The sequence below is a fragment of the Celeribacter ethanolicus genome (genome assembly GCF_001550095.1).
Taxonomy (GTDB): domain Bacteria; phylum Pseudomonadota; class Alphaproteobacteria; order Rhodobacterales; family Rhodobacteraceae; genus Celeribacter; species Celeribacter ethanolicus.
Genome location: NZ_LRUC01000003.1, coordinates 125305 through 145748, shown reverse-complemented (window position 1 = coordinate 145748; position 20444 = coordinate 125305). Strand labels below are relative to the sequence as shown.

Here is a 20444-nt window from a genome sequence, read left to right as displayed (position 1 = left end):
ATGGACCCGCAGGTTCTGATCACGGCCTTCATGACGCTTTTCGTCATCATCGACCCGATCGGGCTTGCCCCCTTGTTCGTGGCGCTCACCCAGGGCGCCACCGCGAAACACCGCCGCGCCGTCGGTCTGCGCGCGGTGCTGATCGCCTTCGGCATCCTGACGCTTTTCGGCCTTTTCGGCGACCATGTCCTTGAATTTGTAGGGATTTCCATGCCTGCTTTCCGCATCGCGGGCGGGCTTCTTTTGTTCCTCACCGCGCTTGAAATGCTGTTCGAGAAACGCAGCAAGCGCCGCGAGGAACATGCCCAACACCCGGAGCATCAGCCGGTCGAAGACCCCTCCGTCTTTCCCCTCGCCACGCCGCTGCTGGCCGGTCCCGGCGCGATCACCTCGATGATCCTTCTCATTGATCAGGCCGACGGCGTCACCGGTGTCCTGTTCATGCTCGGTGTGCTCATCGCGGTGCTGGTCGTTTGCCTGCTGTTCTTCGCTCTGAGTGGCGTCATGGAACGCGTCCTCGGCGCCACCGGCATCAATGTGGTGACCCGGCTTATGGGCATGTTGCTGGCCGCTTTGTCGGTTCAATTCGTCGTGGACGGGGTCAAGGCGATCTTCTTCATCGGCTGATCGTCCCTTTGACGTTTTCGTCAGGAACAGAATGTCCCACTGACAAACCCCGCCTGCGCCCCTATCTATGTCTTATGGATCAGATGGACACCGCCCGCATTCTCTATCTCTCGCTGCTCCTCGGAGCGGTCGGGTTCTATTACGTCATCGCCAACCGCAAACGCATGGGCCAGATGGTGCGCCATGCCGTGCTCTGGGCGCTGATCTTCATCGGCGCGCTGGCCGCTGTCGGATTGTGGCAGGACGTCCGCCCCCGTCTAGCGCCCGCGCAGATGAGCATGGGCGACGGCATCGTCACCGTGGATCGCGACCATTTCGGGCATTTCTCCGTCATGGCCGAGGTGAACGGCGCCCCCGTGGAATTCCTTGTCGACACCGGCGCGTCCAACGTGGTGCTCTCGAAAGAGGACGCCGAACGCGCGGGCATCGACATCGACAAGCTCGCCTTCACCGGCCACGCCCAGACCGCCAACGGCTCGGTGCGCACGGCGGCGGTCAAGATCGACACGCTGGAGATCGAAGGCATCACCGACAGCCGCGTGCGGGCCTATGTCACCGATGGCGAGCTGTTCGGCTCGCTTCTGGGCATGGATTACCTGCAACGCTATGAAAGCATCGAGATCAAACAGAACAAGCTGATTTTGACGCGGTGAAGTTAGGGGCTTTGCCCCTCTTGGCTTGCGCCAATTCACCCCAGGATATTTAGGGACAAAAGAAGCCGCAGTCAGCCCTTCTTGCTCTCCGCCTTCTTTTCCCAGCGGCCGCTTTCCTCGGACCAGTATTGCGCTTCGGCCCCGGCCCCCGTCAAAGTTTTCCACTGCACCCGCGCGTGTTGCACCGCCGCCTCGTCATAGCCGTCGAAGAGGATACAGGCGCGGTCGAGTGCTGCAATTTCCTCAGCACTCAGATCCGCCCCGCCCACGCTCATCACGCAGGCCGCTTTGTTGCCACCTGTACCGGTCGTTAACAGCACCGGCTGGTCCGCGTCATGCGGCCCCCCGGCCATGCCATGCGGCAGAAATCCCTCCCGCAGCCAGAGCGCCTGATCGAGGCCACGCAGCATCTCCTCGGAGCGCCCGCGCACCTCGACCCGCCAGCCCGCAGAGATAGATTTCTCCGCAAGCGTGGCCAGCGTCTCGATCAGAGGCGCACGGGTCAGGTGGTAGAAATATACAGCACCCATAAGGTGTTAGCCCTTTTTGTTCATCTCGTCGATCATCCGGTTGAGCGCCAGAACGCCCCAGCCGGTCGCGCCTTTGGGCGCCAGAGCCGTGCCGGTGGCGACGGAGGCGACACCCGCGATGTCGAGGTGAATCCACGGCGTCTCATCCTTGACGAAGCGCTTGAGGAATTGCGCCGCCGTAATGGCCCCGCCCCAGCGCGTGCCGACGTTTTTCATATCGGCGACGTTGGATTTCAGCAGATCGTCATAGCCCTGTCCCATCGGCAGACGCCATGCCCCCTCGCCCTCCGCCTCGGCGGCTTTGAGGAATCTGGCGCAGAACGCATCGTCATTGGAGAACACCCCGGCGTTCTCTTGTCCCAGAGCCACCATGCAGGCCCCGGTGAGGGTCGCCAGGTTGACCATCGCGGTCGGCGCAAAGGTCTCTTGCGCGTACCAGAGCACATCGGCCAGAACGAGGCGGCCTTCGGCATCGGTGTTGATGATCTCGACTGTGTCGCCCTTCATGGATTTGACCACATCGCCCGGCCGCGTCGCCTGACCGTCCGGCATGTTTTCCACCAGCCCGACAAGCCCCACGACATTCACCGGCGCCTTGCGCAGAGCCAAGGATTTCATCACGCCCGACACCGTGCCCGCGCCGCCCATGTCCATGGTCATGTCTTCCATGCCCGCCGCCGGTTTCAGAGAAATCCCGCCGGTGTCGAAGACAACACCCTTGCCCACGAGCGCCACCGGGGCCTCATCACCGCCCGCCTGCCATGTCATCACAACCATTTTCGTCGGCGTCACCGAGCCCTGGCCCACGGAGAGCAAAAGGTTCATGCCCAGCTCCGCGAGACGGTCCTCCTCGAAGACCTCGACCTTGACACCAAGGCTTTCAAGTTCGGTCAGACGGGAGGCGAATTCCACCGTGCTCAGCACGTTCGACGGTTCGGACACCAGATCGCGGGTGAAGAACACCCCCTCGGCCAGCGCCGTGACCGCCGAAAGATCGACCGCATCGGGTTTCGCCACCGCGAGCGTCACGGCAGGCGCAACGGGTGCCTCGTCCAAGGTCTTGTGGGCGGTGAAGCTGTAATTGCGAAGCATCAGCCCCAGCGCCAGCTCCTCGACCCGTTTGAGGCTGCCCGGCAGCACCAGAGCGCCCTCTTTGTCGAGCGCCGCGCCGATCGCCGCGCCCGCCTTGCGACAAAGTTCGACCGAGGCCTGATGCGCCAGCTTCACCACCTGCACCGCAGAGGCGGCCATGCCGACCGGATAGGCCAGATCCTTCGCCTCGCCCTCTTTCATCTTCTCGAAGGCCGGGCTTTCGACGAACCGCGCCAATGCGCCCTTCGTCAGCCGGTTGATCCGCCGGGCCGCCGGGCTCATCTTGCCGTCGGGCGTCACCATGACGGAGACCCGTCCGGGGGCTGCGGCAATGGCGTCGAGGTCCAATTCGGTCACGGTGATCTGGGCAAGCGCGGTCATGGCAATTCCTTTGCTGAATTCGGGTTTTCCCATAGGTAGCGGCCATACCCCCGACTGACCAGTGCGAGTTTGCGCCGATTGCATCGGTTTGCGCACGGGTTTCTGCTTTCTCCCCGCGCAGGCTGCGGATAAAGTCCGCCCGAACGCAAACACCAGTATCGGGACCAGTGGGTTGGGAAGATTCGACAAATACATGCTTCAGCAACTGCTGATGCTGTTCGGATTCTTCTCGCTTTTGCTGGCGCTGGTGTTCTGGGTGAACAAGGCGGTGAGCCTCTTGGACTGGCTGATGGGCGACGGTCAATCGGCCTCGACGTTTTTGCAACTCACGCTTCTGTCGCTGCCGACGATCCTCGTGAACCTCCTGCCGATCGCCGCCTTTGCCGCCGTGGTCTATGTCACCAACCGCCTGTCCTCGGAATCTGAACTGGTGGTGGTGCAGGCAGCCGGGTATTCGCCCTATCGCCTCGCCCGCCCGGTGCTGTTCTTCGGCCTTATCGTCGGGCTGATGGTCGCCATCCTCGCCCATGTGCTTGTGCCGCTGTCGCAGCGCGAACTGGACCTGCGCCGCGCCGAGATCGCCAGCGACGTGACCGCCCGGCTCCTGACCGAAGGCTCCTTTGTCCATCCGGTCAAAGGCATCACCTTCTACGTGCGCAACATCTCGGCCGAGGGCGAGCTTGAGGACGTCTACCTCTCGAACAGCCGCGAAAAGAGCCAGCGCCAGAGCTTCATGGCCTCGCGCGCCCTGATCGTCAAAGACGACAGCGGCCCGATGCTCCTGATGTTCGACGGCATGAGCCAGACCTATGAACTTGCCGCACAGCGCCTCTCCGTCACCCGTTTCGACAGTTTCTCCTACAGCCTCTCGGGTCTGCTCGGCGAAACCCGGACCCGGCCGCGCACCCTGCGCTCCACCGACAGCCTCGCGCTCTTGCAGGCCAGCCCTGCGCTTCAGGAAGAGATCGGCCGCACGCCGCAAGAGATGTTCGCCGAGGTGACCCAGCGCACCAACAAGGCCGTTCAGGGCCTCGTCATCTGTCTCGTCGGCTTCGGCGCGCTGCTGATCGGCGGATTTTCGCGCTTCGGCCTCTGGCGCCAGATCCTTCTCGCGATCCTGCTTCTGGTCGTGGTGAAAACCCTCGACAACAGCTTTGGCGGCATGATCGACGACACCCCAAGCCTCTGGCCGCTGCGCTATCTCGCCTCCGTTCTGGCCGTCGCCATGGCGCTTGTTCTGATGTGGAAGGCCGCCCACCCGCGTCTGCGCCAAAAGGGCAGCCCCCCGGACCGTGAGGGGAAAATGCCATGAGGCTCGATCTCTATTTCGCCCGTCGTTTCCTGCGTGCCCTGCTGATTGTCCTCGCCCTGTTCGCCGGGCTGATCCTGATGGTTGAAAGCCTCGACCAGCTTCGTGATCTTGCCGATCTCGGCATCGGCGGCACCGCCGTGTTACACATGGCCCTCCTGCGCGTGCCGCGCACGCTTTACGACATCCTGCCGATCATCGTGATGATCGCCACGCTGGTGCTGTTTCTCGGTCTTGCGCGCTCCTCCGAACTGGTCGTCGCCCGCGCTGCCGGACGCTCCGCCCTGCGTTCCCTGGTGCCGCCGGTTGCCGTGGCCTTTCTGTTCGGCGCGCTCAGCGTCGCCGTCTTCAACCCGATTGCCGCCACCACCGAACGCAGCTACGAGCGGCAGAAAACCCTGTTCAGCCAGGGCGAAGCCCAGGTGTTTTCGGTCTCCGACGAGGGGCTGTGGCTGCGCGAAGGCACGCCCAGCGGCCAGATGGTGATCCGCGCCGGGCGCTCCAATCTCGACGGCTCGCAATTGCAGGAGGTGAGCTTCATCGGCTTCGCCCCCGACGGCACGCCGCTCTATCGTATCGAAGCGCAGAGCGCCCAGATCGAGGACGGCCAGTGGCATCTCACCGGGGCCAAGCGTTGGCCACTGACCGGCGCCGCCAACCCCGAGGCCGCTGCCACCGTGCACGACACGCTCACCCTGACCACCTCGCTCACCCCCGATGAAATCCGCGACCGCTTCGGCGCGCCCGAGGCCGTGCCGTTCTGGGAACTCACCAGCTACATCGACAAGCTCGAAGTGGCCGGCTTCTCCGCCCGTTCTTACCGCATGTGGCTGCAAAGCGAGCTGGCCCTGCCGTTCTCCTTTATCGCCATGGTGCTGATCGCTGCGGGCTTCACCATGCGCCACACCCGTCTCGGCAACACCTCCTCGCGGGTGATCACCGCCGTGCTTCTGGCCTTCGGCTTCTATTTCCTGCGCTCCTTCGCCATCGTCATGGGACAGAACGGATTGCTGCCGATCTCTTTGGCCGCCTGGGCGCCGCCTCTCGCGGTCATCCTCGCCTCTCTTGCCCTTCTGCTGCATTTGGAGGATGGATAAGGACATGACCGCCGCACCGAAGGCCCCCCTTTCCCGTCGTGCGCAGACACTGCGCGCCCCGCTCACGGCCCTCGCCCTGAGCGCTGCCCTGTCCATGGCCGCCCTGCCCGCGATGACCCAGACAGCATCCGAGCCCTCCACCGCGCTGATGGCCGACAGCGTCAGCTTCGACGGCACGCTGTTGATCGCCTCCGGCGCGGTCGAAGTGTTGCGCGGCGACACGCGGCTCACCGCCACGCGCATCACCTTCGATCAGAAGACCGGCGCGCTCTCGATCGAAGGTCCGATCCGTCTCACCAAAGCCGATGGCGCGACCGAGATTCTCGCCTCCGCAGCCGAGATCGACACCGAGTTGAAAAACGGCCTTCTGCTGTCGGCGCGCATGGTGATCGACCGCCAGATGCAACTGGCCGCCGCCCGGCTCGACGTGGTCGAAGGCCGCTATACGAGGCTCGAGAAAACCGTCGCCTCGACCTGCGAGGTCTGCGCCGTGCGCCCGGTGCCGCTCTGGGAAATTCGCGCCAGCGAAGTGATCCACGACAACGAGACCCATCAGCTCTATTTCACCGACGCGCATCTGCGCATCGTCGATATTCCGGTGTTCTGGCTGCCGCACCTGCGGGTACCCGACCCGACCGTGACCCGCGCCAACGGTTTCCTGATCCCGGAAATCCGCACCGATTCTACCCTCGGAACCGGCATCGAGATTCCCTATTTCATCACCTTGGGCGATCACCGCGACCTCACCGTCGCACCCTATCTGGCAAGCCACACCACGACGCTCAACCTGCGCTATCGTCAGGCCTTCGTGCATGGCGATCTCGAACTGAACGGCGCGGTGAGTTCCGACGACACCCGCGACGGGCTGCGGGCCTATCTCTTTGCCGAGGGCAACTGGCGGCTCGACAACGGCATGAAGCTCGGCTTCGATCTGCGCGCCACCTCCGACATCGCCTATCTGCTCGATTACGGCTATTACGACGAAGATTACCTGCCCTCGAAAGTCACGCTGAGCCGCTACCGCGAAGACGAGGCCATCGACGGGCAATTCGTCTATTCCCGCAGCCTGCGCGATTCCGATGTGGCGATCGAGGACACGCTGCCCTTCCTTCTGGGCGAGTTCAGCTACGAACATCTCTACGATCCGGCCCGTCTGCCGGGTCAACTGAGCTTCGGGATCACCGCCTCGACCTCGTACCGCGATTCCGAAGACGACATCGACGGCTATGACGTGCTGCGTCTTGGGGCCGAAGGGCGCTGGAGCGGCTCGACCGTCTTCGGTCCCGGCCTGAAACTCGAAAACGCCGCCGGCCTCTATGTCGACGGCTACCTGCAACAGCAATATTCCGCCTACGAAAACCACGTCACCCGCCTCACCGGCAGTGCCGAAACCCGCCTGAGCTGGCCGCTCACCCGCAGCACCGTCTCCGGCGCGTCCGAACTTCTCGAACCTCTGTTGCAGCTTGGCTGGTCCGACAGCACCGGCGGCGATGTGCCCAACACGGATTCGCGTTTCGTCGAGTTTGACGAGGGCAATCTGCTGACCCTCGCGCGCTTTCCCGGCGCGGACCGGCGCGACACCGGCCTGACCGCCGCCGCCGGGCTGCGGTTTTCGCATTACGGCGAGACCATGGACTATGGCCTCTCGCTCGGGCGGGTCCTCAGCCTCGAAGATCACGACGCCTATTCCGTCGCCTCCGGCCTCTCCGGGCAAAGCTCCGACTGGCTTCTGGGCGCCGGGCTGCGCTTTCAGAACGGCTTTGCCGCCAACACTCGCGCGCTCATCACCGAGGATGCCGAGATCACCAAATGGGAAACCCGGCTCGATCTCAGCCGTCCGCGCTATTCCATCGGATCGAGCTATGCCTATGTCATCGCCGATGCCGCTGAAGAGCGCGACACAGATCTCAACGAATTCGGCTTCGACGGCTCGGTGAAACTGGCGCAGAACTGGAGCGCCACGGCGCAATATCTCTACGATTTCAACGAGGACGAAGCCACCCGCGCCGGGCTTGGCCTGCAATTCCAGAACGAATGCACCCGGCTCAAGCTCGAACTATCGCGGCGCTACTGGGACACCGATTCCCTCGATCCGACTACCCGCGTGGCGTTTTCCGTAGGGTTCGGCGCCTTCGGGTCGGGGACGCAAAAGACTGGCTCCTGCGCCTTCTGAGCCGGGCCCCAAACCCTGTCATGCCCCTGCCAAGCTCCCGTCGCGCCCCCGTCCTGCGTTCACAATCGGGATATTCCCCGCCGAGCACGGCACAGAGACGAGCAATCCGCTTGGCCCAGACCGCGAAACCTCTTAAAAGAAACCGACATCTGGACGAAAGCCCCGAAACCGGGGCCACAAGTGGGTATGGAAGTGAGCATGGGAGTGAGCATGACACGCAAATTCGGGGCCGATCTTCTGGACGCGGTGAAAACCTCTCTGCGCAACCCCATGCCGCGCGGCACGATCCGCGGCGGGCTTCTCGCCCTGGCGATGGCTCTGCCGGGGATCGCCCCCGGCCAGGCTGTGGCCCAGAACCTTTTCGCTCCCGTCGCCTATGTCAACGACAAGGTGGTGACCGGCTACGAGCTTGAACAACGCATGCAGATGCTCTCCGTTCTGGGCGGTCCGAAAAGCCGCAAGGACGTGCTCGACGCGCTGATCGAGGAGCGCCTGAAGCAACAGGTCGCCGAGCGCGTGGATTTCAAGCTGACCGATGAACAGGTCGCCACCGCGATCGCCGAGTTTGCCGCACGCGGCAAGCTGCAACCCGAACAGTTCCTCTCGCTGATGGCGAAAAACGGCGTCTCGGCCCAGACCGTGCGCGATTTCGTGTCCTCGGGCATCATCTGGCGTGAATACGCCCGCGCCCGGTTCTCCTCGAAAGCGCAGATCTCCGAAGCGGAGATCGACAAGGCGCTGCAATCGAACGGCCCCTCCGGCGGCCTGCGCGTGGCTCTGTCCGAGCTTTTCCTGCCAGCCCGCACGCCCGAAGAGGCCGCGAAATCCGACGCGCTGGCGAAACAGATCGCGGCCAACCCCTCGATTGCCGCCTTTGCCGCCGCTGCCGAGAAATACTCCGTCGCTCCGTCGCGCGAGAAAGCCGGGCGGATGGACTGGGCCGCGATCGGCGATCTGCCGCCGCCGCTGCGCGCCGCCGTCATGGGCCTCAAGCCCGGCGAGATCAGCGCCCCCTTGTCCACCGGCAACGCCATCGGCCTGTTCCAGTTGCGTTCGGTCGCCGAGATCGCCACGCCGACGCCCAATGCCGACGCCATCAAATATGCCGCCTATTACATCGCGGGCGGACGCTCCGAAGCCGCGCTGAAACGTGCTGCCGAGGTGAAGGCCAGTGTCGACACCTGCGACGATCTCTATGGCATCGCCAAGGGCGAGCCGGAAAGCGTGCTGCAAATCGACACCCTGCCGGTGAGCCAGATCCCCAACGATGTGGCTTTCGAACTCGCGAAACTCGATCCGGGTGAGGTCTCCACCGCACTGACCCGCGCCGATGGCCAGACGCTTGTCTTCCTGATGATGTGCGGGCGCACCTATGAGGCGCTGGCCAATGCCGATCGCGAGTCGGTTCGGGCCCAGTTGCAATCGCAACGCATCGGCGCGCTGGCCGACAGTTTCCTCGCCGAGATGCGCGCCGACGCGACGATCGTGATCCCATGAGCCAGAGCGATCTGCGCCCCTCCGATCTCGCCCCCATTGCGCTGAGCTGCGGGGAACCGGCCGGGGTTGGCCCGGAACTTGCGGTCAAGGCCGCCAAACTTCTGGCCGGTGCGGTGCCGTTCTTCTGGATCGGTGATCCGCGCCATTTGCCATCCGATGCGCTGTTCGAGGAAATCGCAAGCCCGGCTGACGCGCTGCGCATTGCGCCCGGCGCGCTCCCGGTTCTGCGCCACGACTTCGCCGCCGAAGTCCGTCCCGGCACGCCCGATCTCGACAATGCGCAAGGGGTGATCGACGTGATCCGCCGCGCCACGGCGCTCGTGCAGACCGGCGAGGCCTCTGCGCTTTGCACCGCACCGATCCACAAGAAAGTGCTGAAAGACGGCGCGGGCTATGCCTTCCCCGGCCACACCGAATTCCTCGCCCATCTGGGCGGTGTCGAGCGCGTGGTGATGATGCTGGCCTGCACCGAGTTGCGCGTCGTCCCCGTGACCATCCACATCGCGCTCAAGGACGTGCCGGAGGCCTTCACGCCGGAGCTTCTCGAAGACACCATCCGCATCACCGCTGCCGATATGGAGCGTTACTGGGGCTATGCCCATCCGCGCATCGCCATTGCGGGTCTGAACCCGCATGCGGGCGAAGGCGGCGCCATGGGCACGGAAGAAATCGACTGGATGATTCCGCTCATCGACCGGCTCAAGACGCAGGGTTTCGATCTCAAAGGCCCGATGCCGCCCGACACCATGTTCCATGGCCGGGCGCGGGCAGGCTATGACGTGGCGCTTTGCGCCTATCACGATCAGGCGCTGATCCCGATCAAGACCATCGACTTCTCCGGCGGCGTCAACGTGACGCTTGGCCTGCCCTTCATCCGCACCTCGCCGGATCACGGCACCGCCTTCGACATCGCGGGCAAGGGCGTGGCCGATCCATCGAGCCTGACTGCCGCGCTCAAGATGGCGCAGGACATGGCGATCACCGCCCGAAAGGCACTCTGATGGCCACGGTCGACGGGCTTCCGCCGCTTCGCGACGTGATCGCGACCCACGAGCTTGTAGCGAAGAAATCGCTGGGGCAGAACTTTCTGCTCGATCTCAACCTGACCTCGAAAATCGCCCGTCAGGCGGGCGATCTGACGCAATGCGACGTACTCGAGGTCGGCCCCGGCCCCGGCGGTCTGACCCGTGGTCTTCTGGCCGAGGGCGCGCGCAAGGTTCTCGCCGTCGAGAAAGACAGCCGTGCCATGGCGCCTTTGGCAGAAATTTCCGCCGCCTATCCCGGACGGCTTGAGGTGATCAACGCCGATGCGCTTGAAATCGACCCGCTCGAACGCCTGACCGCCCCGGTGCGCATCGTCGCCAACCTGCCCTATAATGTCGGCACGGAATTGCTGGTGCGCTGGTTGACCCCGCCGTCCTGGCCACCCTATTGGGCCTCGCTGACGCTGATGTTTCAACGCGAAGTGGCCGAGCGCATCGTCGCCGAGCCGGGATCGAAGAAATACGGTCGTCTCGCGATCCTGTCGCAATGGCGCACCACGCCGCGCATCGTCATGGAACTGCCGCCGGAGGCGTTTAGCCCGCCGCCGAAAATCCATTCCGCCGTGGTGCATCTCGACGCCCTGCCCGCGCCGCGGTTCGAAGCCGACCCGAAAGTGTTGGAACGCATCGTCGCCGCAGGTTTCAACCAACGCCGCAAGATGCTCCGCGCCTCGCTGAAGGGCCTCACGCCCGACATCGAAGACCGCCTGACCGCCGCCGGGATCAAGCCCACGGATCGCGCCGAACAGGTGCCGATCGAGGGCTGGTGCGCGCTCGCCCGCGAAATGGTGAAAGGCTGACCCATGTTCTCCCATGTCACTCTCGGCGCCGACGATCTCGATCTGGCCGCGTCCTTCTACGACGCGGTTCTGGGCGAGATTGGCCTGCATCGACGTGAGGTCGAGCCCGACGGCGGCCCCGAGGCCCGTTGCTGGGTGCGCCCGGAGGCCCCCTTCCCACGGTTTTACGTCTATCGCCCCTTCGACAAGGCCCCCGCCAGCGCCGGGAACGGCACCATGCTGGCCTTTGTCGCCCCGTCGCGCAGGGCGGTGGACAAAGCCCACGCCGCAGGGCTTGCCCATGGTGGCACCGATGAGGGCGCGCCCGGCCTGCGCCCACATTATGCGCCCGATTATTACGGCGCCTACCTGCGCGACCCGTTCGGCAACAAGGTCCACCTCGTGCATCGCGCCGAGCTGACCGAAAGCTTCGGAATAAACACCTAAACCCCGGTTGAATCGCCCATGCACCGACCGGAGACCGAGCCACCTCCAACTCCGGTCCAATGGCCAAACCTCCCCGGCATCGCCTTATGTCACGCCACGGGCAACCCCGCCCGCTCTGACATAAGGACCTGCCGATGAAATCCCTGATCTCCGCCGCTCTGCTCTCCGCCACACTCGCCACCACGCTCTCGGGTGCGGCCTTCGCCTCGGATTCCGTGGCACTCACCGACGAGATGAAAACCAAGATCACCGAAACCCTCACCGCCCAGGGCTATGAGGTCGGCAAGATCAAGATCGAGGACGGTCTTTATGAAGCCTATGCCAAGAAAGACGGCATGAAATACGAGATCTTCCTCGATGGCGACCTCAACGTCGTCAAGACCGAAGAAGACTGATGCCGTCCCCGCGCCGGGGCTCCCGACCCCGGCGCCTTTTCGCCCCCTCTTCAAAGGACAGCCACATGACCCGACACAAGGTCTGGGACCCGCTCCTGCGCCTGTTCCACTGGACCCTCGTCCTCAGTTTCACCGCCAATGCGCTGATCGTCGATCACGAAAGCGACGCGCATCTGTGGTTCGGTTACACGATCATCGCCCTGCTGATCTTTCGCGTGCTCTGGGGGCTGATCGGACCGCGCTATGCCCGGTTCTCTTCCTTTCCGCCCTCCGCGCATGGGGCGCTCGAACAGGCCTCCGACATGGTCGCCGGGCGCGTCAAGACACACCTCGGCCATACGCCGCTGGGCGCGCTGATGATCTACAACCTGATCGTGACGCTGTCCGTCATCGCGCTCTCCGGCTGGCTGATGACCACCGACATGTTCTGGGGCGTCGAATGGCCCGATGAGCTGCACCAGATCGCCGTCGACTGGGCCGAGTTCTCCGTTGTCCTGCATATTGCCGCCGTGCTCTTCGAGAGCCGCCGCACGCGCGTGAACCTTCCCCGCGCCATGGTGACAGGCTATAAGGAGGTGCCATGACTCAATGCCCCCCGGAATGCCGATGCGCCCTCGCAGCCTGAGCACATCCCCCGCCCTCATCGTCGCCCTCATCGGGGTGCAGAGTTTCTGCGCCCTGTTCTTCCTGTCCGACGTCGCCACCGACCTCGGACAGGCTGGCGGCAAACCGACCCTGCATCTGATCATCGAGACCCTGGCCTCCGGCACGCTGGTGATCGCCATCTTCTTCGAACTGCGCATGATCATCGAGCTGATGCAGCGCAAGGCCCGGCTCGAACGCAGCCTCAAGGACGCCTCCCGCGCCGTGTTCGAGGTGATCGAGAGCCATTTCGATCTCTGGGGCCTGTCGCCGTCGGAGCGCGATGTCGCGAGCTTTCTCGTCAAAGGCTTTTCCATCACCGAGATTGCCGGGTTGCGCGGCAACAAGGAGGGCACGATCAAGGCACATCTCAACGCGATCTATCGCAAATCGGGCACCCGCAACCGCGCCGAGATGATGTCCGCCCTGATCGACTCGCTGATCGACCCGCACCCGCAGAGCGACGCGACAGCCCCTTCGGCCCCCTGACCGCACCAGCTCGACGACCATGAAAAAACCCCGCTCAGTGGCGGGGTTTTTCGCATTCAGCCATCTCAAGCGTTCCGCCAATCAGGCGCGTTTATTCGGCAGCCTCTGTGGTGTCGTCGTTCGGCGCGCTCTCCGGTGCGTTTTCCGTGGCGCTTTGCGGCTCCTGAGCCTCCGCCGCGGCAGCGGCGGCCTCCGCCTCGCGTTCCGCCTTGCTCTTGCGCGGTTTGCGCGGTGCGCGCGGCTTTTTCGGTTTCGGCTGATCCTCAGGCGTTTCGACAAGCCCGGTATCGGCGCTGTCGCCGCCCGCCTCGTTCACATCGGCCTCGACAAAGACCAGATCGGGCTGATCGCCCGCCCCCGCCACCTGCTGGGACTGTTGTTCGGCCTGCTGCTCGTCACGACGGCGCTGGCGTTCGGCACGCTCGGCTTCCTGACGGTCACGGCGTTCCTGCTGTTCGCGCTCCTGCTGTTCGCGTTGCGCGTCCAGCTCTTTTTGCGCCTCGCCCAGCATCCGCAGGTAATGTTCCGCGTGCTGCTGGAAGTTCTCGGCCGCCACCCGGTCGTTGGCGAGCTGCGCGTCGCGGGCAAGCTGGTTGTATTTCTCGATGATCTGTTGCGGCGTGCCGCGCACCTTGCCCTCGGGGCCGGAGCTGTCGAAGACACGGTTGACGATATTGCCAACGGAACGGTTGCGGTTGTTCTTGGACCGCGAACGGTTTTTCGAGGATCTCATACGGTGTTCTTTCGAGCCTATATCTCGTTAATCGAGCCTGTGTGCCGGATTCTCGGACCGGCTTTTGAAGCTGGCTTGTCTGTCCCAATGCGCTCTCGTTCTCTCGAGAGCCCTCAACATCAAAGCTGTGCAGGGTAAGAGCGTCGGGGAGCAATCTCCCGTCCGGCGCATCCCTCTGTAACCCTGTCGAGTCGGGTATGACAAGCGATTTTTACATAAACCCGGTACCTTTATGCGGCATTTCGCCACGAAGACCGCAGGCTGCGGGAGCATCGGCACCAGTTTGGCACAAAACAGTTACCAATTCGCATATGCTGGCGACATCTGTCGGCAACATACCTGCGACATGACAGAACCATGTTTCACTTGCCCCGGTTGCGCGGATGCGGGTTCGGCGCCTGAGCGCGCACCACACGGTCGCGCCCGTCGAGATCGGCAATCACCCGTACGCCCTTGAGCCCTTGGGCCAGAAACAGCTCCGACACGGCCGCGCCCTGGGTCGGACCGATCTCGACGATCAGCCGCCCGCGCGGCGCCAGATGCGCCCGCGCGCCCCTGGCAATTGCCCGATACGCCGTAAGCCCGTCCGCCTCATCGGTCAGCGCCATGCGCGGCTCATGCGCCAGTTCGGGCGCAAGCGACGGCATTTCGGAGAGCGCAATATAGGGCGGGTTCGACACGATCAGTTCGAACTCACCGTCGATGCCGTCCCACCAGTTGGCTTGTTGAAACCGCGCCCGCCCGGTCAGGCCAAGCGCATCGGCATTCTCGCGCGCGACCTTCAAAGCAGGCTCCGAAAGATCGGTTCCAAGCCCCTTAGCCAAAATCTGTTCCGCAAGCAATGTCAGAAGGATAGCGCCCGATCCTGTACCCAAATCGAGCACAGAATTGAACGGCCGCGCGAGGGCTTCGGCGATCAGGATCTCGGTCTCGGGACGCGGGTCGAGCACATCGGAGCTGACCTTGAAAGACCGCCCGTAGAATTCCCGATGCCCGAGAATATGCGACACAGGTTCGCGGTTCACCCGCCGCGCGATCGCCGCGTCGAACGCCGCCTCGTCCGCCTCCGAAATCGCATCCGGCATCACAAGTGTGAGCCGCGAGGGCGCGAACCCCAGCACATGCGCCATCAAAAGCCGGGCATCGCGCGCCCCGCCCTCGATCCCGGCTTCGGCCAGACGTTTGGTGCCTTTGATCAGCGCCGTCTGCACCGTGGACTGAACCGTCATCCCGCCATCTCCGCCAGAAGTGCCGCCTGATGATCCGCAATCAGCGCGTCGATCACCTCATCGAGATCGCCGCTCATCACCTGATCCAGCTTATAAAGCGTCAGGTTGATGCGGTGATCCGTCATCCGGCCCTGCGGAAAATTATAGGTGCGGATGCGTTCGGAGCGATCCCCCGAGCCGACCTGCGATTTGCGGTCCGCCGAGCGTTCGGCATGGAGCTTCTGCCGCTCCGCGTCATAAAGCCGCGCGCGCAGCACGGTCATCGCGATCTCACGGTTGCGGTGCTGGGATTTCTCCGACGAGGTCACGACGATTCCGCTGGGGATGTGGGTGATCCTGACCGCCGAATCCGTGGTGTTGACGTGCTGCCCGCCCGCGCCCGAAGACCGCATCGTGTCGATGCGAATGTCGTTCGGGTTGATCTCTATATCCACCTCCTGCGCCTCCGGCAGCACCGCCACGGTGGCCGCCGAGGTATGGATGCGACCGCCCGATTCCGTTTCCGGCACGCGCTGCACCCGGTGCACGCCGCTCTCGAACTTCATGCGCGCGAAAACACCCTCGCCCTCGACATTGGCGATCACCTCCTTGATGCCGCCCAACTCGGTCTCTGCCAGCTCGATGATGTCGAACCGCCAGCCCTTCGCCTCGGCATAGCGCTGGTACATACGAAGCAAATCGCCGGCAAAAAGCGAGGCCTCGTCGCCCCCCGTGCCGGGGCGGATTTCCAGAATGGCAGAGCCGGTATCCGCCGCGTCCTTGGGCAAAAGCGCGATCTGAAGCGCCGCCTCCGCCTCCGGGAGCCGCGCTTTCAGCCCCGGCAATTCCTCCTCCGCCAGCGCCCGCATCTCCGGGTCCGCAAGCATCGCCTCCGCCTCGGCAATATCGCCAGCAAGGCGTTGATAAGCGCGGATCTGCTCCACCACCGGCCTGAGCCCGGCATATTCGCGGCCCAAGGCGACAATATCACCCGTGCCCTGCGCCATCGAGGCTTCAAGGAATTCGAAACGCTGGAGAATCTGCTGGAGGCGGTCTTGAGGTATCATGAGGCGATCTGTTGCGATGAAACACGGTCCGGGTCAAGCCGCGCTAAAACCCGGCCGCCTTGATCCACGCCTCCGCCCGCCGCCCGTTGACCCCGAAATCGGATTTGCCGAAGCGTAGCCGTGCCAGCACCACCACCTCGGAGCCGCCCTCGGAACTCCGTGCGGAAATCGTGGTGAAATCGGGAAAGCCCCAGAACGCCGTGCGGGTCCGGTAGGTCAGACGCCCCTCCTCGACCGACCCGGCGACGCGGCGCGTGCGCATCTCGGTCTCGGCAATCGCCGCCAGCCGGGTCAGCGCCTCTTCCGGCGTCAAAGGCACGTTGACCAGCCGTTTCACGCCGCCCGGCGCAGGGTCGGCGGCGGCAAAGGGATCGACATGCCAGCGCAGGGGATCTGTCGGCGCCAGACGAATGAACGCCTGAAGCCCGACAAAGACAAGAACGATCCCCCAGAACAGCATCTTCATCCCGTCCGTCGCGTCCAGCCATAGAGCGCGATGATCTCCATCGCCACATGGGCCCCCGCGACCGCCGTCGCGCCCGTCGTGTCATAGGGCGGCGAGACCTCGACCACATCACCGCCAGTGAGGTTCACCCCCGCCAGATCGCGCAGGATCGCCGCCGCCTGCCAACTCGCAAGCCCACCCCACACGGGCGTACCGGTGCCGGGCGCGAAGGCCGGATCGAGACAGTCGATGTCGAAGGTCAGATAACAGTTCCGGTCGCCGACGATCTTTTTCACCTCGCCCGCAACCCAGGCCGCCCCCCGTTCATGCACCGTCCGTGCGTCGATGATATTGACGCCCAAAGTGTCCGGGTTGTCGGTGCGAATGCCGATCTGGACCGAGGTTTTCGGGTCGATGAGGCCGGTTTTCACCGCCTTGTAGAACATCGTGCCATGGTCGATCCGGCTCAGATCGTCGTCCTGCCATGTGTCGGAATGCGCATCGAAATGAATAAGGCTGATGGGCCCGAATTTCTCCGCATGCGCCTTGAGGATCGGGTAGCTGATGTAATGATCCCCGCCCAGAACAAGGCTCCCCGCGCCCGCCGCCAGAATCCCCCGGATGTGATCCGTCAAGCGCTCCGGGAACTCCGACACCATGGCGTAATCGAAGGCCAGATCTCCGCAATCCACCACATTGAACTCATCCAAAGGCGAATAGCCCCAGCCATAAGGTGCATCGAACGGTTGAAGCGCGGAGGCTTCGCGGATCGCCCGCGGCCCGAGGCGGGTGCCGGGACGGTTGGTCACCGCCTGATCGAACGGCACGCCGGTGATGGCCAGATCGACACCTGCAAGATCCTTGGTATAGCGCCGGCGAAAGGCCGACAGCGCACCGCCAAAGGCATTCTCATAGGCCAGCCCCCGCCCGGAGCCGGTAAAGGCCAGATCAATCTGGGTTTTCGCGTCTTCGAGCGCCATTCAGCCCCTCCCGTTCAGTCTCACCCTCACTTTAGCGCCCCCGGGCACCGTGTCCATCGGATGTTGACCCGCGGGTCATAGAAACGTCAAAGCCCCCCGACTCGAAAGACGGGGGGCCAGAGATGGTCGAAATGGACCATCGGGGGGGTCTATTTCCGATCCGTCGATCAGAAGCGGAAGCTCACGCGCGCGCCGAGAGTGGTGGCGGAGAGGTCTTCACCGCTGTTGTCGAATTCGTCGAATTCGTTTTGCAGCAGTTCGGCACCCACGGTCATGTTGTCGGAGACGGCATAGTCCACGCCGAGACCGTAGACATAGCCGGTGTCATTGTAGGAGGCGCCGTTGATATCGGCTTCACCATAGGCGGCACCGACCACACCGTAGACCAGAGCCGGGCCCATGTCGTAACCGGCACGCAGTTTCAGACGGGTCAGGTTGTCGAGGCTGTTGTCGCCCTCTTCCATCTCCGTGGCGTTGTATTCGAGTTCGCCACCGAGCACGAAGTTGCCGAAGTCAGAGTCATAACCGCCGTAGACGCCGTAGGTCATGTCATCGGCGCCATCGAGCGCGTTGTCGCCCCAGCCGTAGCCAATGGTCGCACCGACGTAACCGCCGGTCCAGTCGGTGCCGGCAACCGGCATGACGGGGGCGGGGGTGATCACCGGCTGTTCGACGACCGGTTCGGAATAGCCGCCGGCAAAGGCCGGAGCGGTCAGGGCAAAAGCGGCCAGAGCGAGCGCCGGGGTTGCGATACGTTTCATGTTCATTCTCCTTGTACTGCCTCGTTCAGAGGTGATGCCTTGATCGACATCTCAACGAGAGAGATAGAGAAATCGTTCCAGAAATACAGAGGGGTAACGGTCACGCCCGCGTGAGGAAACCGTGAAGTACCCTAAATCGGTGAAAAGCTGCCGAGACAGGGTTCCGCGCCGGCAAGAACTGGCCGAGGCGAAATAATCCACAAGAAATCCGCGCGCTCAGGCGTCGGAATTCTTCTCTTCGAGCGTTAGCCATTCTTCTTCGGCGGCCATCAGCGCCTCTTGCCGCTGCGACAGCATTTCGGTCGCCTTCCTGAACTTCACAGGTTCGCGGGTGAACAGCTCCGGATCGGCCAGAAGATCGCCGATTTTGGCAATCTCGGCCTCCAGCCGCTCGATTTCCCCCGGAAGCGCCTCAAGCCGGTGCTTTTCCGTGAAGGACAGTTTGGATTTCGCAGGCGCAGGTTTAGCGGCCGCCTTCTCAGAGGCCTTTTCAGCGGGTTTCTCCGCCTTGGCCGCCGCTTTCACATGCGGCTTCTCATTGGCGAATCCATTGTCGCCGCGCTGCGCCAGATAATCCGTCCAGCCGCCCGCATAGAGCGTCGCTGTCCCGTCGCCCGGAACCGCCACGGTCTGAGTCGCCACCCGGTCGATGAAATCCCGGTCGTGCGAGACCAGAAGCACCGTGCCCTCGAAATCGGTCAGGAGTTCCTGAAGCAAATCAAGAGTTTCGATGTCGAGATCGTTGGTCGGTTCGTCGAGCACCAAGACGTTCGAGGGTTTCGCCATGATTTTCGACAGCAAAAGCCGCGCTTTCTCGCCGCCCGACAGCGACGCCACCGGCGCACGCGCCTGTGCTTCGGAGAACAGGAAATCCTTCAGATAGCCGACCACATGTTTCGGCGTGCCGCGCACCATGACCTGATCGGCCTTGCCGGAGACAGAAATCTCCTTGTCAGAGGTCATCGCCTCCCATAGCGTCAGGTCTTCGCGAATGTTCGAGCGGGTCTGATCGAACACCGCCATTTCGAGTTTGGTCCCAAGTTTGATCGTCCCCGAATCCGGTTCCATCTCGCCCGTCAGCATTTTCAGAAGTGTGGTTTTCCCCGCCCCGTTCGGCCCCACGAAAGCGATCCGATCTCCCCGGCCCACCTTGATGGAGAAATCACGGATGATCACGCGATCACCGAAGCTCTTGGAAATGTGATCGGCCTCGACCACCCGCTTGCCTGATTTCTCGGCAACCTCAAGCTCCATCGCCGCCGTGCCCTGGCGTTTGATCTGGCTGGCGCGTTCCGACCGCAAATCCTGAAGCGCCCGCACCCGGCCCATGTTGCGTTTGCGCCGCGCCGAAATGCCTTCGACCGCCCACCGCGCCTCCGCCTTGATCTTGCGGTTCAATTTATGCCGCTGCTGGTCCTCTTCGTCCCAGATCTTGTCGCGCCATTCCTCGAAGGCCTCAAAGCCCTGCTCCTGGCGCCGCACCTCGCCCCGGTCGATCCAAAGCGTCGCGCGTGTCAGGTGATTGAGAAACGCCCGGTCGTGGGAGATCAGCACAAAGGCGGTCTTGGTCAGCCGCAGTTCCTCTTCGAGCCATGCAATCGCTTCGATGTCCAAATGGTTCGTCGGCTCATCGAGCAACATCAACCCCGGCGCTTCGGCCAGAAGTTTCGCCAAAGCCGCCCTCCGCCGCTCGCCGCCCGAGGCGGTCGCGACCGGCGTGGCCGGATCGAACTTGAGCCCCTCGGCCACCATATCGACCTTATAGCTTTCGGCCGCATCGAGCTGCGAGGCCGCGAAATCGCCCAGCGTCTCGAACCCCGACAGATCCGGCTCCTGCTCCATATAGCCCACCGTGATCCCCGGCCCCCAAACGCGGCTGCCCCGGTCCGCCTCCACAAGCCCCGCCATGACCTTCATGAGCGTCGACTTGCCCGAGCCGTTCCGGCCCACAAGAGCGACCCTGTCGCCCTCCTGAACAACAAGAGACAGCCCGTCAAAAACAGGGTTTCCACCAAAGGTGAGCGAAATGTCGGAGAGTTGTAAAACCGGTGCGCGTGCCATGTCGCACCGCTACCCGGGCGCCGCACAAAGGTCAA

General features: G+C 63.6%; 21 protein-coding genes. 12 read left to right on the top strand and 9 right to left on the bottom strand.

Translation table 11 applies throughout. The features are described from left to right. Both NH195_RS00865 and NH195_RS00860 read left to right on the top strand, forming a co-directional pair. Window positions 1-627, top strand: a complete 627-nt coding sequence (locus NH195_RS00865; RefSeq protein ID WP_066701693.1) for a MarC family protein — start codon at window positions 1-3, stop codon at window positions 625-627. 74 nt (window positions 628-701) lie between these two features. Next, window positions 702-1280: a retropepsin-like aspartic protease family protein gene (locus NH195_RS00860; protein WP_066701692.1), complete on the top strand. Its 579-nt coding sequence runs from the start codon at window positions 702-704 to the stop codon at window positions 1278-1280. 71 nt (window positions 1281-1351) lie between these two features. Here NH195_RS00860 and NH195_RS00855 read toward each other — a convergent pair whose 3' ends face one another. Together NH195_RS00855 and NH195_RS00850 are read right to left on the bottom strand one after the other, a co-directional pair. Continuing rightward, a complete protein-coding gene (locus NH195_RS00855; RefSeq protein ID WP_066701691.1) occupies window positions 1352-1810 on the bottom strand; it encodes a DNA polymerase III subunit chi in 459 nt (152 codons plus the stop codon). A gap of 6 nt (window positions 1811-1816) precedes the next feature. After that, the gene (locus tag NH195_RS00850; RefSeq protein ID WP_066701689.1) at window positions 1817-3283 is read right to left on the bottom strand and encodes a leucyl aminopeptidase; all 1467 of its coding nucleotides are present in this window, start codon (window positions 3281-3283) and stop codon (window positions 1817-1819) included. A gap of 193 nt (window positions 3284-3476) precedes the next feature. On the opposite strand from NH195_RS00850, the gene NH195_RS00845 reads away from it, so the two are divergent. The 10 genes from NH195_RS00845 to NH195_RS00800 all read left to right on the top strand — a co-directional run bounded on the left by NH195_RS00845 (window position 3477) and on the right by NH195_RS00800 (window position 13154). After that, window positions 3477-4595 (top strand): LptF/LptG family permease, encoded by a 1119-nt coding sequence (locus tag NH195_RS00845; RefSeq protein WP_066701687.1) that lies wholly within the window; start codon window positions 3477-3479, stop codon window positions 4593-4595. Next, a complete protein-coding gene (lptG, locus tag NH195_RS00840; RefSeq protein ID WP_066701685.1) occupies window positions 4592-5689 on the top strand; it encodes an LPS export ABC transporter permease LptG in 1098 nt (365 codons plus the stop codon). The genes NH195_RS00845 and lptG overlap by 4 nt, the downstream gene beginning before the upstream one ends. 4 nt (window positions 5690-5693) lie before the next feature. Continuing rightward, window positions 5694-7862 (top strand): LPS-assembly protein LptD, encoded by a 2169-nt coding sequence (locus NH195_RS00835; protein WP_066701683.1) that lies wholly within the window; start codon window positions 5694-5696, stop codon window positions 7860-7862. A gap of 210 nt (window positions 7863-8072) precedes the next feature. Next, window positions 8073-9359, top strand: a complete 1287-nt coding sequence (locus NH195_RS00830; RefSeq protein ID WP_238379669.1) for a peptidylprolyl isomerase — start codon at window positions 8073-8075, stop codon at window positions 9357-9359. Beyond that, the gene (gene pdxA, locus NH195_RS00825; protein ID WP_066701680.1) at window positions 9356-10360 is read left to right on the top strand and encodes a 4-hydroxythreonine-4-phosphate dehydrogenase PdxA; all 1005 of its coding nucleotides are present in this window, start codon (window positions 9356-9358) and stop codon (window positions 10358-10360) included. Before NH195_RS00830 ends, pdxA begins: the two co-directional genes overlap by 4 nt. Next, window positions 10360-11202 carry a 16S rRNA (adenine(1518)-N(6)/adenine(1519)-N(6))-dimethyltransferase RsmA gene (gene rsmA, locus NH195_RS00820; RefSeq protein ID WP_066701679.1) on the top strand — a complete coding sequence of 281 codons (843 nt, stop codon included), beginning with the start codon at window positions 10360-10362 and terminating at the stop codon, window positions 11200-11202. Before pdxA ends, rsmA begins: the two co-directional genes overlap by 1 nt. Before the next feature lie 3 nt (window positions 11203-11205). Further along, the gene (locus NH195_RS00815) at window positions 11206-11628 is read left to right on the top strand and encodes a VOC family protein (protein ID WP_066701678.1); all 423 of its coding nucleotides are present in this window, start codon (window positions 11206-11208) and stop codon (window positions 11626-11628) included. Between the two features lie 134 nt (window positions 11629-11762). Beyond that, on the top strand, window positions 11763-12023 hold the full coding sequence (locus NH195_RS00810) for a PepSY domain-containing protein (protein WP_066701677.1): 261 nt from the start codon (window positions 11763-11765) through the stop codon (window positions 12021-12023). A gap of 65 nt (window positions 12024-12088) precedes the next feature. Next, the gene (locus NH195_RS00805) at window positions 12089-12607 is read left to right on the top strand and encodes a cytochrome b/b6 domain-containing protein (protein ID WP_066701675.1); all 519 of its coding nucleotides are present in this window, start codon (window positions 12089-12091) and stop codon (window positions 12605-12607) included. A gap of 4 nt (window positions 12608-12611) precedes the next feature. Then, entirely contained in the window at window positions 12612-13154 is a 543-nt protein-coding gene (locus NH195_RS00800) for a helix-turn-helix transcriptional regulator (RefSeq protein ID WP_238379668.1), read from the top strand. 91 nt (window positions 13155-13245) lie between these two features. Here the strand turns inward: NH195_RS00800 and NH195_RS00795 are convergent, their stop codons facing one another. From NH195_RS00795 to NH195_RS00765, 7 genes are all read right to left on the bottom strand, one after another. Beyond that, window positions 13246-13887 carry a DUF4167 domain-containing protein gene (locus tag NH195_RS00795; RefSeq protein ID WP_066701668.1) on the bottom strand — a complete coding sequence of 214 codons (642 nt, stop codon included), beginning with the start codon at window positions 13885-13887 and terminating at the stop codon, window positions 13246-13248. Window positions 13888-14249: 362 nt separating this feature from the next. Continuing rightward, window positions 14250-15116 carry a peptide chain release factor N(5)-glutamine methyltransferase gene (prmC, locus tag NH195_RS00790; RefSeq protein ID WP_066701667.1) on the bottom strand — a complete coding sequence of 289 codons (867 nt, stop codon included), beginning with the start codon at window positions 15114-15116 and terminating at the stop codon, window positions 14250-14252. Further along, on the bottom strand, window positions 15113-16162 hold the full coding sequence (gene prfA / locus NH195_RS00785; protein WP_066701666.1) for a peptide chain release factor 1: 1050 nt from the start codon (window positions 16160-16162) through the stop codon (window positions 15113-15115). Before prfA ends, prmC begins: the two co-directional genes overlap by 4 nt. Window positions 16163-16205: 43 nt before the next feature. Then, window positions 16206-16628 carry a DUF1499 domain-containing protein gene (locus tag NH195_RS00780; RefSeq protein WP_066701665.1) on the bottom strand — a complete coding sequence of 141 codons (423 nt, stop codon included), beginning with the start codon at window positions 16626-16628 and terminating at the stop codon, window positions 16206-16208. Further along, complete coding sequence (gene speB / locus NH195_RS00775) at window positions 16625-17587, bottom strand: agmatinase (protein WP_066701664.1); 963 nt, start codon at window positions 17585-17587, stop codon at window positions 16625-16627. The genes NH195_RS00780 and speB overlap by 4 nt, the downstream gene beginning before the upstream one ends. 167 nt (window positions 17588-17754) lie before the next feature. Continuing rightward, on the bottom strand, window positions 17755-18348 hold the full coding sequence (locus tag NH195_RS00770; protein WP_066701663.1) for an outer membrane protein: 594 nt from the start codon (window positions 18346-18348) through the stop codon (window positions 17755-17757). A 216-nt stretch (window positions 18349-18564) separates the two neighbouring features. Further along, window positions 18565-20409, bottom strand: a complete 1845-nt coding sequence (locus tag NH195_RS00765; protein WP_066701661.1) for an ABC-F family ATP-binding cassette domain-containing protein — start codon at window positions 20407-20409, stop codon at window positions 18565-18567. Between the last annotated feature and the right edge of the window lie 35 nt (window positions 20410-20444).